Origin of the sequence: Coprobacter secundus subsp. similis (genome assembly GCF_015097275.1) — a bacterium.
GTDB lineage: Bacteria > Bacteroidota > Bacteroidia > Bacteroidales > Coprobacteraceae > Coprobacter > Coprobacter secundus.
Genome location: NZ_AP023322.1, coordinates 3,509,956 through 3,524,732, shown reverse-complemented (window position 1 = coordinate 3,524,732; position 14,777 = coordinate 3,509,956). Strand labels below are relative to the sequence as shown.

Genomic DNA, 14,777 nt, shown 5'->3' with positions numbered 1-14,777 from the left:
TAAAAATATGAAAAAATATATATTATACATTCTACTATGCATCGGTATTTTCTCCTGTAAAGAAGATACACTGGAATTATACGATTCAACTCAAAAATCATTGAACTTTGCAAAAACTCTGACCGATAAAAATGGCAGTGCATTAGAAATATTCGGTCCGGAAGAGGATTATCCGAAAGAGTATTCTTTCAATGCTCATTTTTTAGGGACAGATGCTAATGACTATATTGATACTATTCCGGTCCGATTGTCCGGACTTATAGATTACACCAATGACCGCACTTATCAAATAAGAGTCAATCCTGAAAAATCGAAAAACGCAATCAAAAATGTACATTATACTTTAAATGAAACACAAATATTCCGAAAAGGCTTATATCAAGATAGTCTGATGGTAACTATACATACAAAAGCCATGGACGAAACTTCCAATTATAAACTATATATTGAATTGATTCCAAATGAAAATTTCGAATCCGGAATCCCCGAATATCAATACGTCGAAGTCAGTTTTACCAAAAATCTTGAAGACCCACCAGCCTTTTGGACAAACTCAAGTAAACTCAATAAACTTACATACCATCCCAAAAAGTGTGCCATATTTTTAGAGATTAGTGGCATAACCGACCCCAACTGGAGTGATAATGGAGCTACTATCCAGTTGGACTATTGGATAAGCTTGGCAACACAGTGGTTTATTGACCATGAAGAATACGATGAAAACGGAAACAGAATTTACTTTGATGAATAAATGATGAAAAAAAATATTAATATATACAGTATTATTATAGCTACCCTATTTTTCGTTTCCTGTCTAGATGACAAAGACAAAATCGGGACTTTGGAGTTTGACCATGTATTAGCTGTCGATGGAATAAAAAAAACCGAAGCTTATATTTTATATTTAGGTGATATATTTGAATGTAACCCGACTATTTCCTTTTCAGAAGGTTCTGATGAAAAAGACTTTGAATATAAATGGCTAGTCGGAAAAAGTGAAGTTATATCTACAGATAAAAATTTACATTGGGAAATAGTCCTTCCTAAGGGCTATAATGTCAATAAAGAGATACCCGGAGTCTTTATAATTCGTAACACCAAGAACGATTTAGAATTTCGGCAAACATTCAATATAAAAATTTTAACCGGATATACGCCGACTTACGTCGCTTTATATGAAACTCCAGAAAATACTATCGAATGGATTTCTCTCCAGGGAGACCCCACCAACTTTACTCGGACATTCGAAAACATGATAGACCGTATTTACGAAACACAAAAAATTCATGGGAAATATATAGGTGCTTTAAACTCTACCAACGAGCTGGCCATATTTACAGACCATGCCCCCGATTATGGATATTGCATTAGTATGAAAGACGCTGATCCCGAAAATGACATAACAAACAATATCGGAGAAATAATAGCACCCATATACGGGCGTGTATATCGAGGTAGTGATCCTACATTGGACATCAAAAATATTACCTTTGGGTATGGGGCTTCAAAATACCTAATCAATAACGGGACATTACACGTATTTAACGGATTAGAGAAGAAATTACCTATGTTTGACGAAAATACTTATGTGAAAAGTACAAATGTCGTCCAAACCATATCATCAAAACAATTTATGAGATATAAAAAAGTATCTTTCGTTCGCCATAGCGACAATACAATCGGATGCTTTCATGTGTATAATGATAATCTTGAACGTATCAACATTGATGGTCAAGCGTTCAAATTAGATTCTCTATGCGGAGAATTTACGGAAGCTACCGGATTAGGCTCCAATAAACCCTATCACGCTTATCTGATAGGGAAAAACGGAAATGAATATAATATATATGACTTTTATGTAAATTATATTGGTACAAAAGTACAACCCATAGAATTAAAACAAATTATGCCATTACCTTCTCCTTGGATAAACAATATAAAATTCTGGTTCGGTTCTTTTGGAGAAAGTTACGGATTTTATGCAACTAAAAATGAAATTTATAAATTCGACTATTATGAAATGGAAGAATTCATTCCTACGGCCCAACCTTTAATTAGCTTTCCTGCGGAGTATGAAATTGTTGACATCTTTGTACAAATTGCCGGTTCAGGATTAAGAGATGAAGATTATTGTACGGTTGTACTTCTCTATAATCAAACGAAACAGGCAACAACCATATACGTATACGATACTGTTTCAGGCATAAAACTAAACGAATATCCAGATCTGATTCCAGGCAAAGGAGTTTATTTTATCGAACGAGATATGTAATTAGAAAACAAAAAATATAGAATCACATTATTGTATGGAAGAAACAAACTATGTAATCGAGTGTCGTAACCTGACACATTATTACGGGAAAAAACTAGTCTATGAAAATCTCAATATTGCAGTTCCCGAAGGCCGCATCATGGGATTATTAGGGAAAAACGGAGCAGGTAAAAGTACGACTATAAACATCTTGAATGGTTTTCTCGAACCTCGTTCCGGCCAATGCCTTATTTACGGAGAAGACACACAAAACTTATCACCTGAAACCAAAAGACGTATAGGTTATTTAATCGAAGGTCATATACAATATTCTTTCATGAATGTGCATCAAATAGAAAAGTTTTATTCCGGTTTCTACAAAAACTGGAAAGCTGATGCATATTGGAATCTTATAAACCGCTTAAAAATCCTCCCCAAACAAAAAATATCGACAATGTCTTGTGGACAAAGAGCACAAGTTGCACTAGGACTTATTTTAGCACAAGACCCAGATTTACTTATTCTCGATGACTTTTCTTTAGGACTTGACCCCGGATATCGCCGTCTTTTTATCGATTACATGAGAGAATACTGTAAAGCTAAAGGAAAAACTGTCTTTCTAACATCTCATATTATCCAAGATATGGGACGTTTGATAGACGATGTACTTATCATGGATTACAACCGCGTATTGGTACAAGGACCGGTAAAAGACTTTACCGATAAATTCAAAGGGTTTACTTTTGATTTAGAACGAGATGACATTATTTTCTCAGATTCTCTTGCGGTAAATGTAGAGCACATCAACAATCACTACGAATTTTACACTTACGGGGATGAAACTGAAGTTAAAAAATTACTTGAGACACAAGGACTCCCATATTCCAACTTTACACAATTAGATATGACCCTTGAAGATGCATTTATTGGTTTAACCGGAAAATATTAATAACAATCATGATATTACATCTGTTTTATAAAGAATGGATTAAGACCCGCTGGGCTTTTTTAGGAGCATTGATAATAGGCATATGCATCGTATTCTATATATTCATTATGGTAGAAAACCGGATGACAATGCTCGGAGCCAAAAATTATACATTAAGTGTTTTGTATGATAATCCACCCGTAATTTATTACTCTTTATTGCAATATATCCCATTACTTACAGCTATCTGTATAGGCATATCACAATATATACCGGAAGTAAAAAACAAACGTATACGATTGACCTTACACCTTCCGATGAATAATCAAAAACTAATTGCTTGTATGGCTTTATTCGGTCTATTATTGATTACAGTCTCAAATGGGATTATCTTCGCCCTTTTTGAGTGGAAAAACCAATTGCTATTTCCGGCAGAAGTGACACAACCAGTAACGGTAACGATTACCAATTGGTTTATTGCTTCATATTTGACATACAACTATATTGCAATGACTGCTTTGGAGCCCAACGGATATCGGCAACTACTTTATGCAACAACCGGATTCATATTATTGTCCCTTTATTTCAACAATATAAATTTCCACGGTGCATATAAAGATTCAGCCCCCGTACTGGCTATCATTGCATTAGTATCTTGCCCATTGGTATTATTCTCAGGTTACAGACTAAATAAAGGAGAACGATAATATGCTAAACAAATCTATACGTATCATTGCCATACTACTCACAGCACTCGCAACCTGCATTATCGTACCTCGATTTTTCAGGATGCTGTTCAGCACTCATAGTAATTATAAAGATGTAGTATATTCTGAAGTATTAAATGATTTTATCATATCAGAATACGAATATAAAAACATAAATGGAAAAATCTCCGGTATAACTATATATAAAGATAGTAAAGGTAACAGATATACTCGAGAACAAGCCGACTCATTATGTCCACTAAATAATGCTTCTCAATTGACTTACGATGGAAAATTTCCTGACTCCATTTGTGGGAAAAATATCTCTGCAAAAGATGCCGATGATGCAATCTTTCACATGAATATTGCAGGAAGATACAATGAATTATTCTACGGGCTATCTGAGCTAAAAGACCAAAAAAGTTATTTATCTAATAAATATGAACCGAAAGACTTATTCCGAATAAAAGAAAACGGGATAGAGTTCATCGTCTCATCAACAAATACTATTGATGAGAAAAAAAGTAAATTATTCAATTCTGAACTTGAACAGCTCGGATTTACAGCTCCAGCAATTACTTGGTGGTCTCCTGCAGACCGAACTGATTTCGAAAAAATCGGATATTTCGTTCTTGACAGCAAAGGTGAACTATTCAGACTATCAATGAATGATGGGCGTCCCGACATTCTACGATTGAATCGTCCCGATGAGAAAAAAATCCTCAACATCAATTTTTCAAATCGACCAGAATTCTTGGCTATAATTATCACAGAGGATGGAAATTCTTATGTAATGGATAGAAATTTCAACTATCAGGCTTTGCCTTTACCTTCGCTAAGAAGAGGAGCTTTTTTGCAAGGAAATCTAATGCATCTGACATTCACCACCCATGAAAAAGAAGCCACAGCATATTATATCCTTGACAAAAATTACAAGTTAATAAAGCAACTCACAATAGGAGATAAGAAAGTCGCTTCTTTACAGGAAACAATCGGTTCTTATCTTTTTCCTGTCAAAATATCCCAAAACGCCAATTATGGCATACAGTTCCACTTTTCCAATCCTTTCCACTTTATTTGGCTAAATATAGTACTTGCTCTCGTAACATTTTTTATAAAAAAAAGAAATGGATATCCAATAAACGATGCATTTGCTATAATTGATATCATAGTGGTACTGGTATTAGGTATATTCGGAATGGCTGGAGTATTTGCTATTCCACAACGCAAATCTAAACAAATCTAAATAAACGATTATCATGATAGAGAAATTAAAACACCTCATCTATAAAGAATGGCTCAAGACCCGCTGGTATGCAACAATAGCATTACTACTAAGCTTGGGTACAGTCATATATATATTTATTTCAATAAGAAGTGACCTCAATTTATTAGGAGCTCCACAATACTTTTCATCTCTAATTTTAGAAAAGTCTATATTTTTCGGCAAATTCAAATATATCCCTATTATCACAGCTTTATTAATAGGTCTTTCTCAATTTGTTCCGGAAGTCACAGACAAACGTATAAAACTGTCACTTCACTTGCCAATGCAAAATACGACTGTTATTTATTCTATGGTACTTTTCGGTTTCGCAATTATAACCGCAATACAACTTATCTCTGTATTATTGCTCACATTATTCATGTCGGTATATTTTCCCTCAGAAATTATAATCCCTTCCCTACAAACCATTCTTCCCTGGATATTGGGAGGTATGACTTGCTACTTTTTTATCGCTATGATTTCACTGGAACCAATCTGGAAATACCGTTTCCTATATATTATTTTCGTATACTTCGTCCTACGGTTATTTTACTACTCTTATGGATTAGGAAACGCTGTTACCATATATCCAATCTTATTCATTATTACACTTATATCCAGTGTATCGGTTATATATACATCTCATCGATTTAATAAAGGAGAACTATAATTATGGGAGCAAAAATAGTCAGAATATTACTTATACTGCTGGCGATATTTATTATGGCCTACTATCTGCCGTCTTTTTATCAAAAATCAGTAGAAAAACGGCCTTACAAAACAATGATTTATTTTAGTGAAGTGACTCATGATTTCATCATTGCTAAAGAGTCGGGAGACACGCTTAATCGGCAGGCAGAAATGCATTATTATGATGCCAAAGGCAATGAAATTCCGGAAAAAGAATATATGAAACTTCTACCTTTCAATAACACTCGCAAATTAAAATTAATGGGTGAAATGCCGGATTCACTAAACGGAATAGAATTAAACAATAAAATACTTAAAAGTGTCCGACGCAGTATACTTATTGCAGAACCTTTTTATTCACTGGCCTTGAATCCCTTATTCGAATCACAGCCAGAGCGTATAGGCGTTCAACTACCGGATGATGTTTTCAGAATAAACAAACACGGCATAGAATTTCTCAATTGTGAAAGTAATCGAATAGAACAGGAAAAAAGTAAAAAGTTCAATCAACCACTGATTGAAAAAGGATTTTCTTTTCCGGCCAAAGGCATATACGGTATACCTTCTACAATAAAACTAAAGGATGACGGATATTTCATTGTTGACAATAGTAATCGTCTTTTTCATCTAAAAATGATAAAAGGAGAGCCCTTCTGTAAAGAAATTAAATTCAATGGTACTATCAAAAATATAAAATGCCACTCTTCTGGAGACCTATTTTGCCATATTTTTGATGATAATAACCAAATATATGTTCTAACACGGGAATATGAACTTCATAAAATTCCAGTAGAAAATCCAAATGGGCGTTTCTTTGTCACATCAAATTATTTTTATAACACATACAAAGTGAATGATAAAGACAAGAGCACTCTTTATGTTCTTAGTCCTGAATATAAACTCATTGCAAAACATACCGAAACGATAGACCATTATAGCCATTCCAAAGAAGCAGAAATCGAACGCTCTATTTTTCCGTTCAAAATTATGCGAACTCCGGGACTTGCACATTTTATTCCCATTCCAAATCCGGTGAAAGATTTCTATATCCTCAATTTGATATGTGCCGGAATATTCATTATTATAAAACTTATACGTCGCCGTAAAATATGGTTACCTGTAAATGTTGCTGATTTTACCATAATACTTTTGACAGGAATTTACGGATTCATAGGAGTATGGATATTTCCCAACAGAAAATAATAAATAATCAATAACAAATAATATGAATACTACAACAGAAAAAAAACACAGATTTATCGGATTTTCCGCTTTTATGATTGTGCTCTTTACCATGCCTTTAGGTCATGCTGTAATGATCATTATGGAAAAGACTCTTGAAAAATCATATTTGACTCCTGCAGCATTCCTTGTAGGTTTTATAGGTCTCATACTGGCTATTTGGGGATTTTATATGAAAAAAGAGACCCCCGCTACATTTGCCGGACTTTTTGGAGGATTACTCGTTTGGACAGGATGGATAGAATTTACTTTCGTATACTATGCACATCGTTATAATGTGGCTCCACTAATGGAAAACGGTGAAATTGTAACCAAGCCCGAATATCTGATTTTAATGTCATCAGTCGGATTCTGGGCTATCATTACCCTTTTCTACATTTTCAGCGCCCGCACCGGTTGCCTATTTTATACTTGGATACAAAAAAAATTAGGGATTACACGTAAAGATGGTGCACTACATAACATTGTAAAAAATAATTCCATTACCACTTTCATGGAAACTAATATGCTATTATGGACCAGCTACCTCGTTTTGATGTTTGCTTATGACGATGTATTGCTGGGAGATCGTCACCCTATAACAGCATTTATTGCTTTCGGTAGCTTAGCTTGGTCGGCCTATTTATTTTACAAATTGATGAAAATACAAAAAATCGGGTACGCTATTCGTTATGCCATACCCACTGTTATCATCTTCTGGACATTTGTAGAAATTCTCGGTCGCTGGGATCTGTTCCATGAAATATGGGTAGAACCTATGAAATATAGTACTGAAATGATTATTATGTTTATCGTTATGATTCTATTCTGCATATTTCTATTCAAAACCAAAAAACATACGAAATAAATTATTCACTTTTAAATTTTTAGAAAATGAGTATTAGATTTTTACTTTCCAGTGCTTTGGCATTGTCAACCATGACATTGGTAATGGCCGAAAGCAAAACTGTAACTGTAACCGAAGCCGGTACATTACAAAGCCAATTTACAACAGACGAGATGGCTTCAGTAACAGAACTTACCGTTTCTGGGCCCATCAACAAAACGGATTTAACTTTTGTCAATAGTTCTTTAACTGCATTAGAAACATTAAATCTTAAACAATCAAACATTATCGAAGAAACTATTGAAACAGAAACATACAAAGCCAATACTTTTCCTGCATCATCATTCTCTCATAATGTTACATTAAAAAACATTTCCCTTCCTATGTCTATTACAGAAATAGGAGATAATGCATTTGACTTTACTAAATTAGAAAATGTAGACTTCTCTGGTTGTGCCAATTTAAATATAATTGGACTTGAGGCATTTGCATCAAATGACTACTTAAAAGAAGTAAATTTATCCAATTGTACTGGATTAGTTACTATTGGATATAATGCCTTCAACTCTTGTGGTAATAAAGTAGATGAATTGGGAATTTCTGAAACAAGCATCAATTTATCGGGTTGTAGTGCTTTAACAACGATATCTGACTATGCTTTTTCAAACCATAAAAAATCAACGGCAATAGATTTTACAGGTTGTACATCTTTAAATTATATAGGTAATCGAGCTTTCAACAATTCAAAAGTAATACTTCTGGATTTAAGTAGCTGCTCCAGCTTAGAAACCCTAACTGGATATTCTTTTAATTTATGTACCAAAATTACAGATATAATATTGCCGATAAACCTTAAAATGATTGAAGCTAAAACTTTCCCTAATGCATCATCAAGCCTGGTATCTGTTAAATCATTAGCAACTGTTCCCCCGACATTGGTCTCCGGTGGTTTTTCAGCAACTGGAGTTGCCAAGGCAACATTATCCGTACCTGTAGGAGCCAAAGCTGCTTATGAAGCTGACGAAGAATGGGCAAAATTTAATGAAATAGTTGAAGATGCAAGTCTATCTGTTGAAAATGCATATACAGAAAATCTTAAAGTATCAGCACAAAACAATATTATAAAAATATATAATATTGAAAATGGGGCCACTATAAATATTTATAACATGCAAGGAGCTCTTGTTGTCACTCAGATTGCAACTGATAACCATGCTGAAATTTCTCTTCCTGTATCAGGTATGTATATTGTAAAATGTGGAAAATCCATAGCTAAAATTATGCTATAAATGTTCGTTAGAATTAAAACTTTAGAAGTTATATAATAAAAAGCAGGTTATCGAGTTCGATAACCTGCTTTTTATTATACCAAGTTTTTATTTATCATCTTTCGTCAACTTCCCGAAAATGAAAAGAGCTACAGCAGCTAATGCCCCAATAACAGCAAATACATACCAAATATAATGAGCATGCACAGATGCCGCCTGCCAAGCTTCATGAGTGGCATAAAGCTGCGGATCGGGACAATACTTCGACAATAAAAAGCCTGAAAGCCCAAACCCGATAAACGATGCTATACATGAATTAATATGGCTAAAGCCTAAATAAAGGCCTTCATCTCCTTTAGGAGCTTGTAAAGAAAAATATTCAAGATAACGGGGCGAGATAAAAGTTTCAGCCAATGCCTGCACTCCAATACCGCATAACATCATAAAAGCCACGGGATGCAACCCCAATATATCATCAGAGCCAACAAGATTACCTGCTGCCATCAAAAGAGCGGAAAAAGGCATCAGCCACATACCTACTCCCATAGAAGTCACGGCCTTATATCGTTGCATAAGGCGAGTCACCAGATTAACACATAGCACAACAACTAAAGGATTTAAATTGGCATACCATGCAGGAGTAGCCGTATCTCCTGCCATACGCAGAACATATTTAGGCATAGTTGCATAAAGCTGCATATATATCATCCAAAATCCACTGGTAATCAATGTGATTGCTATAATACGTCCATTTGTCAATACACGTAACAAAGAACTTCCTATTTCTCGAATGTTCTTCACATCTCCTTGTTCTTGACGACTACGATACAACATCCAAACCAAAATAAACGCTAATAAAGTCATAGCGGCAGAAAAATAATTCAGAACTACAAGCCCTTCACTTCCCATACCTCTGCGAAGGGGTTCAACAACGGTTTTCCCTGTAAAGCTCCCAATATTAACCATCATATAAAATATCGAGAAGCCTCGTGCCCGATTCGTTGTAGTCGTCTCCCTTGCTATTGTCCCGGAAATAACGGCTTTAATAAAAGAACCTCCCACTACAATAATCAAAAGAACGGGTATAACTGTCCATCTTAGAGGGCTCTCTCTCAATCCGGTAAATGTCGTTATCAATCCATAATCTACCATTCCGGCACTCTGAAATAACGTGGGTAATACAGCCAATCCTAAATAACCGATGGAAAGCAATGCAAAAGCTAATAATAAAGACGAACGAAAACCAATCCGATCAGCTAAAGCCCCAGAAAACGTAGGCAACAAAGATAATGTCGCTGAAAATATCCCGGAAACGATACCTGCTTCAATATCAGAGAAACCATATACATTAGAAAGATAAAGGGTCAAAACAATAAATACAGCATAGTATGCCATACGTTCCAGCAACTCTACCGACGCTGAAGTCCAGAAAACTCTTGTAAAACGATTACCAGAGGCCATAACAAACATTATAATTTTAATAACTAAAATGAAAAAACCACATCAAATCAGTATAAATGGTCTGATGTGGTTTCTACTATTTATATTTAACAATTACTTTAAAATGTCAAGACGTTTGAAACATTTCTCAATCTTGTCTAAAGCAAAATCTACTTGCTCTTTGGTATGTGTTGCCATTAATGAAAAACGAATCAAAGTATCGCTCGGTGCTACAGCCGGAGACACCACAGGATTGACAAACACCCCTTCGTCAAACAAATCTCGAGTTACCCGGAATGTTTTTTCATTATCCCGAATAAACAATGGTATAATTGGAGTAGATGTATGACCTATTTCACAACCTAAATTGCGAAATCCTTCTAAAGCATAATTGGTTACCTCCCACAAATGGGCAATCCTTTCCGGCTCACTTTCCATAATATCAAGTGCTGCTCCTACAGCAGCCGTAGAAGCCGGAGTAATGCTTGCACTAAATATATACGAACGAGAGTTATGTCGCAAATAATTTGCTGTAATCGAGTCTGTTGCGATAAATCCTCCTAAAGATGCAAATGATTTACTGAATGTACCCATAATCAAATCTACATCTCCTGTAACTCCAAAATGGTCACAAGTCCCTCGTCCTTGTTTCCCAAATACTCCGATACCATGCGCTTCATCCACCATAACTGCCGCATTATATTTCTTTGCCAATGCAACAATTTCCGGCAAATTAGCAACATCGCCCTCCATACTGAAAACACCATCCGTAACAATAAGCTTAACCTTGTCTTCCGGACATGACTTCAATACTTTTTCCAACGAAGCCATATCATTATGTTTGTATTTTAATGGAGTTGAAAAAGACAACCGACGCCCTTCTATGATAGATGCATGATCAAGTTCATCCCAAATTATATAATCTTCTCTACCTGTAAGACAAGAAACAACCCCTAAATTCACCTGAAATCCAGTGGAATATATTATCGCTTCTTCTTTTCCGACAAAGCGAGCTAACCGGTCTTCCAGTTCTACATGTATATCAAGAGTACCATTCAAAAAACGAGACCCGGCACAACCGGTTCCATACTTTTTAATAGCTGCAATAGCAGCCTCTTTGATTTTGGGATGATTGGTCAGGCCTAAATAACTATTAGAGCCAAACATCAATACTTTTTTCCCATTTATCAGCACTTCGGTATCCTGATCACTCTCGATTTTTCTAAAATAAGGGTAAACACCTAATGCCTTAGCTTTCTGCGGAGCATCATACTTCGCTAATTTTGCTTGTAATAGCTTCATAATATTTAAGAAGTTACAGTATTAATAATAAACTGTCTGCTTTTTTCATTTAATTAAGTTTAAAGCTCTGAAAAAGCAGGCTGCAAAAATAACTATTTTATTTTAAATAACATATGATGAAGACAAAAAAAACGCTTCACAGTATATCTTAGTTACAAAATGAAAGATGTCTTCCTATTTGATGAAACAAAAAATCACAATAAGGCAATACAAAATTTATATAATAAATCTTTATTTCTTACTTTAGCTTGTTAACTTCCCAAGCTGATATAATGAAAAATGGAATGAGGATATTCCTATTATTTGGAAAAAAAATACGTACTTTGCAGATTATAACTTGTTTGTCGCTCACACAGCATAAACACAAACTATTAAAGTAAAATGGAATTTACAGCACAACAAATTGCAGATTTCCTGCAAGGGGAAGTTATTGGTGACGCCCAAGTAAAAGTTAATAATGTATCCAAAATAGAGGATGGAAAACCGGGGACTCTTAGTTTCTTAGCTAACCCTAAATACACTCATTACATCTATACAACCAAAGCTAGCATCGTTTTAGTAAACCGCGATTTCGAACCAGAAGAAAAAATTACGGCAACCTTGATAAAAGTTAATGATGCTTATTCCTGTATAGCTCAATTACTTAACCTTGTCAGTCAAGCCCGACCAGAAAAAAAAGGTATCGATAGCAGTGCATCTATTGCAGCGTCTGTGACTATTCCTCAATCTATATATATAGGTGCATTTACTTATATCGACGAAAATGTAAAGCTCGGCGAAAACGTAAAATTGTACCCACAAGTTTATATTGGTGAAAATGTAACTATCGGAGAAAATACAATTATATATCCGGGAGTAAAAATATATCACGATTGTGTTATCGGGAGTAATTGTATCATCCACGCTGGCACGGTAATAGGTGCTGACGGATTTGGTTTTGCTCCTCATAATGGAAGTTATGAAAAAATTGCACAAATCGGGAATGTTGTCATTGAAGATTTTGTGGAAATCGGAGCTAATACAACCATTGACCGTGCTACGATGGGGTCAACAATTATACGCAAAGGTGTAAAACTCGATAACCTTATACAAGTAGCGCACAATGTAGAAGTCGGAAACAATACCGTGATTGCTGCACAAACAGGAATTGCCGGTTCTACTAAAGTCGGTAGTCATTGTATGATTGGTGGACAGGTCGGATTTGCCGGACACATATCCATTGGCGATAGGGTCAATGTAGGAGCACAATCGGGAATTCCTAACAATGTAAAACCCGATTCTACGATATTAGGATATCCAGCCGTACCGGCCCGTGAGTTTGCCCGTTCGGTTGTCATGATAAAGAAGCTTCCCGAATTGCGCCAAACTGTAGACGATTTGAGAAAAGAAATTGAGGCTTTAAAAAAGCAACTTGGTAAATAAAAATTTACATTGATAGTAATTTTTTTTATATTATGAAGCAACGAACCCTGCAAAACAGCTTTTCATTGAAAGGAAAAGGCTTACATACCGGAATGGATATAACCATTACGTTCCTACCTGCACCTGAAAATCACGGTTATAAAATTCAACGTATCGATTTAGAAGATCACCCCATAATAGACGCTGTCGCTGAAAACGTAATAGAAACACAACGTGGCACTGTTGTTGCCAAGAAAGAAATTGCCGTAAGCACCATAGAACATGCAATGGCGGCTCTATTCGGTTTTGAGATAGACAATTGTTTAATTCAAGTAAATGCTCCCGAATTTCCCATACTTGACGGAAGTGCCCGCTACTATGCCGAGGCCATAACCAAAGCTGGAATCATAGAACAAGAAGCAGAAAGAGAATACTTTATTATAAAAAATAAAATAGAAGTAAAAGACGATGCTACCGGTTCAAGCTTATTAGTTTTACCTGATGAAGATTTCAGTATCAATACTCTTATTTCCTTCGACTCCCCGGTGTTGAATAACCAATTCGCAAGTCTCGATAATTTACAAAACTTTGCATCGGAAATAGCTAACAGCCGTACATTTGTATTTGTTCGTGAAATAGAACCCCTTGTAAAGAATAATTTGATAAAGGGAGGAGACTTAGACAACGCTATCGTCATCTATGATCAAAAGACATCCCAAGAAGAACTTGACCGCCTGGCTGACCTCATGGGTGTACCTCATAAACACGTTGACGAATTAGGTTACATCAATAATAACCCGTTAGTTTTCGATAATGAACCGGCTCGTCATAAATTACTGGATATATTGGGAGATATTGCTCTTGTAGGAAAACCTATCAAAGGTCGAATTATTGCAACTCGACCAGGGCACAAAATTAACAACCAACTAGCCCGTATGCTGCGAAAAGAAATCAAACGCCAAGATATTCAAGCTCCTATATATAATCCCAATGTTGCTCCGATTATGGATGTCAACCGTATCAAGCAACTACTTCCTCATCGTTACCCGATGTTATTGGTAGATAAAATCATAGAATTAGGAAAAAATCATATCGTCGGTGTCAAAAATTTCACCTCAAACGAACCATTCTTTCAAGGACATTTTCCCAGTGAACCAGTAACTCCAGGAGTGTTGCTTATAGAAGCAATGGCCCAAACTGGAGGATTATTGGTACTGAACTCTGTAGAAGATCCTGAAAAATATTCTACTTACTTTTTGAAAATAGATAATGTCAAATTTCGGCAAAAGGTAGTACCTGGAGATACAGTAATATTCCACTTATCATTTATGACTGAACTCCGTAGAGGGTGTGCATATATGAAAGGATATGCTTTCGTAGGAGAAAAAATTACCACCGAATGCGAATTTATGGCCCAGATCATCAAAAATAAATAATATACTATATTGTATTCAA

At 35.4% G+C, this 14,777-nt stretch carries 13 protein-coding genes; 11 read left to right on the top strand and 2 right to left on the bottom strand.

Annotated features, from left to right (window positions below; genetic code table 11):
* The first annotated feature begins 7 nt into the window (after positions 1-7).
* From Cop2CBH44_RS13960 to Cop2CBH44_RS13920, 9 genes are read left to right on the top strand one after another with little or no spacing between them, the layout of a single operon-like run.
* Positions 8-751, top strand: a complete 744-nt coding sequence (locus Cop2CBH44_RS13960) for a DUF4843 domain-containing protein (protein WP_200755050.1) — start codon at positions 8-10, stop codon at positions 749-751.
* The gene (locus Cop2CBH44_RS13955; protein WP_200755049.1) at positions 752-2,272 is read left to right on the top strand and encodes a PKD-like family lipoprotein; all 1,521 of its coding nucleotides are present in this window, start codon (positions 752-754) and stop codon (positions 2,270-2,272) included.
* A gap of 34 nt (positions 2,273-2,306) precedes the next feature.
* Positions 2,307-3,200: an ABC transporter ATP-binding protein gene (locus Cop2CBH44_RS13950; RefSeq protein WP_021931825.1), complete on the top strand. Its 894-nt coding sequence runs from the start codon at positions 2,307-2,309 to the stop codon at positions 3,198-3,200.
* Positions 3,201-3,208: 8 nt separating this feature from the next.
* Positions 3,209-3,886, top strand: a complete 678-nt coding sequence (locus Cop2CBH44_RS13945; protein ID WP_246469132.1) for a hypothetical protein — start codon at positions 3,209-3,211, stop codon at positions 3,884-3,886.
* A gap of 1 nt (position 3,887) precedes the next feature.
* Positions 3,888-5,132, top strand: a complete 1,245-nt coding sequence (locus tag Cop2CBH44_RS13940; protein WP_200755048.1) for a DUF4857 domain-containing protein — start codon at positions 3,888-3,890, stop codon at positions 5,130-5,132.
* A 13-nt stretch (positions 5,133-5,145) separates the two neighbouring features.
* Positions 5,146-5,823, top strand: coding sequence for a hypothetical protein (locus Cop2CBH44_RS13935; RefSeq protein ID WP_021931828.1), 678 nt, complete (start codon positions 5,146-5,148; stop codon positions 5,821-5,823).
* A gap of 2 nt (positions 5,824-5,825) precedes the next feature.
* Positions 5,826-7,046, top strand: coding sequence for a DUF4857 domain-containing protein (locus tag Cop2CBH44_RS13930; RefSeq protein ID WP_052431647.1), 1,221 nt, complete (start codon positions 5,826-5,828; stop codon positions 7,044-7,046).
* Positions 7,047-7,068: 22 nt separating this feature from the next.
* On the top strand, positions 7,069-7,932 hold the full coding sequence (locus Cop2CBH44_RS13925) for a hypothetical protein (RefSeq protein WP_200755047.1): 864 nt from the start codon (positions 7,069-7,071) through the stop codon (positions 7,930-7,932).
* Positions 7,933-7,958: 26 nt separating this feature from the next.
* Complete coding sequence (locus Cop2CBH44_RS13920) at positions 7,959-9,200, top strand: leucine-rich repeat domain-containing protein (RefSeq protein ID WP_200755046.1); 1,242 nt, start codon at positions 7,959-7,961, stop codon at positions 9,198-9,200.
* An 87-nt stretch (positions 9,201-9,287) separates the two neighbouring features.
* Here the strand turns inward: Cop2CBH44_RS13920 and Cop2CBH44_RS13915 are convergent, their stop codons facing one another.
* Together Cop2CBH44_RS13915 and spt are read right to left on the bottom strand one after the other, a co-directional pair.
* Positions 9,288-10,640, bottom strand: a complete 1,353-nt coding sequence (locus Cop2CBH44_RS13915) for an MFS transporter (protein ID WP_246469131.1) — start codon at positions 10,638-10,640, stop codon at positions 9,288-9,290.
* 93 nt (positions 10,641-10,733) lie between these two features.
* The gene (spt, locus tag Cop2CBH44_RS13910; protein ID WP_021931833.1) at positions 10,734-11,921 is read right to left on the bottom strand and encodes a serine palmitoyltransferase; all 1,188 of its coding nucleotides are present in this window, start codon (positions 11,919-11,921) and stop codon (positions 10,734-10,736) included.
* Positions 11,922-12,302: 381 nt separating this feature from the next.
* Here spt and lpxD point away from each other — a divergent pair, with 381 nt between their 5' ends.
* Together lpxD and Cop2CBH44_RS13900 are read left to right on the top strand one after the other, a co-directional pair.
* Complete coding sequence (lpxD, locus tag Cop2CBH44_RS13905) at positions 12,303-13,343, top strand: UDP-3-O-(3-hydroxymyristoyl)glucosamine N-acyltransferase (RefSeq protein WP_021931834.1); 1,041 nt, start codon at positions 12,303-12,305, stop codon at positions 13,341-13,343.
* 29 nt (positions 13,344-13,372) lie between these two features.
* Complete coding sequence (locus Cop2CBH44_RS13900; RefSeq protein ID WP_200755988.1) at positions 13,373-14,758, top strand: bifunctional UDP-3-O-[3-hydroxymyristoyl] N-acetylglucosamine deacetylase/3-hydroxyacyl-ACP dehydratase; 1,386 nt, start codon at positions 13,373-13,375, stop codon at positions 14,756-14,758.
* Positions 14,759-14,777 lie beyond the last annotated feature (19 nt).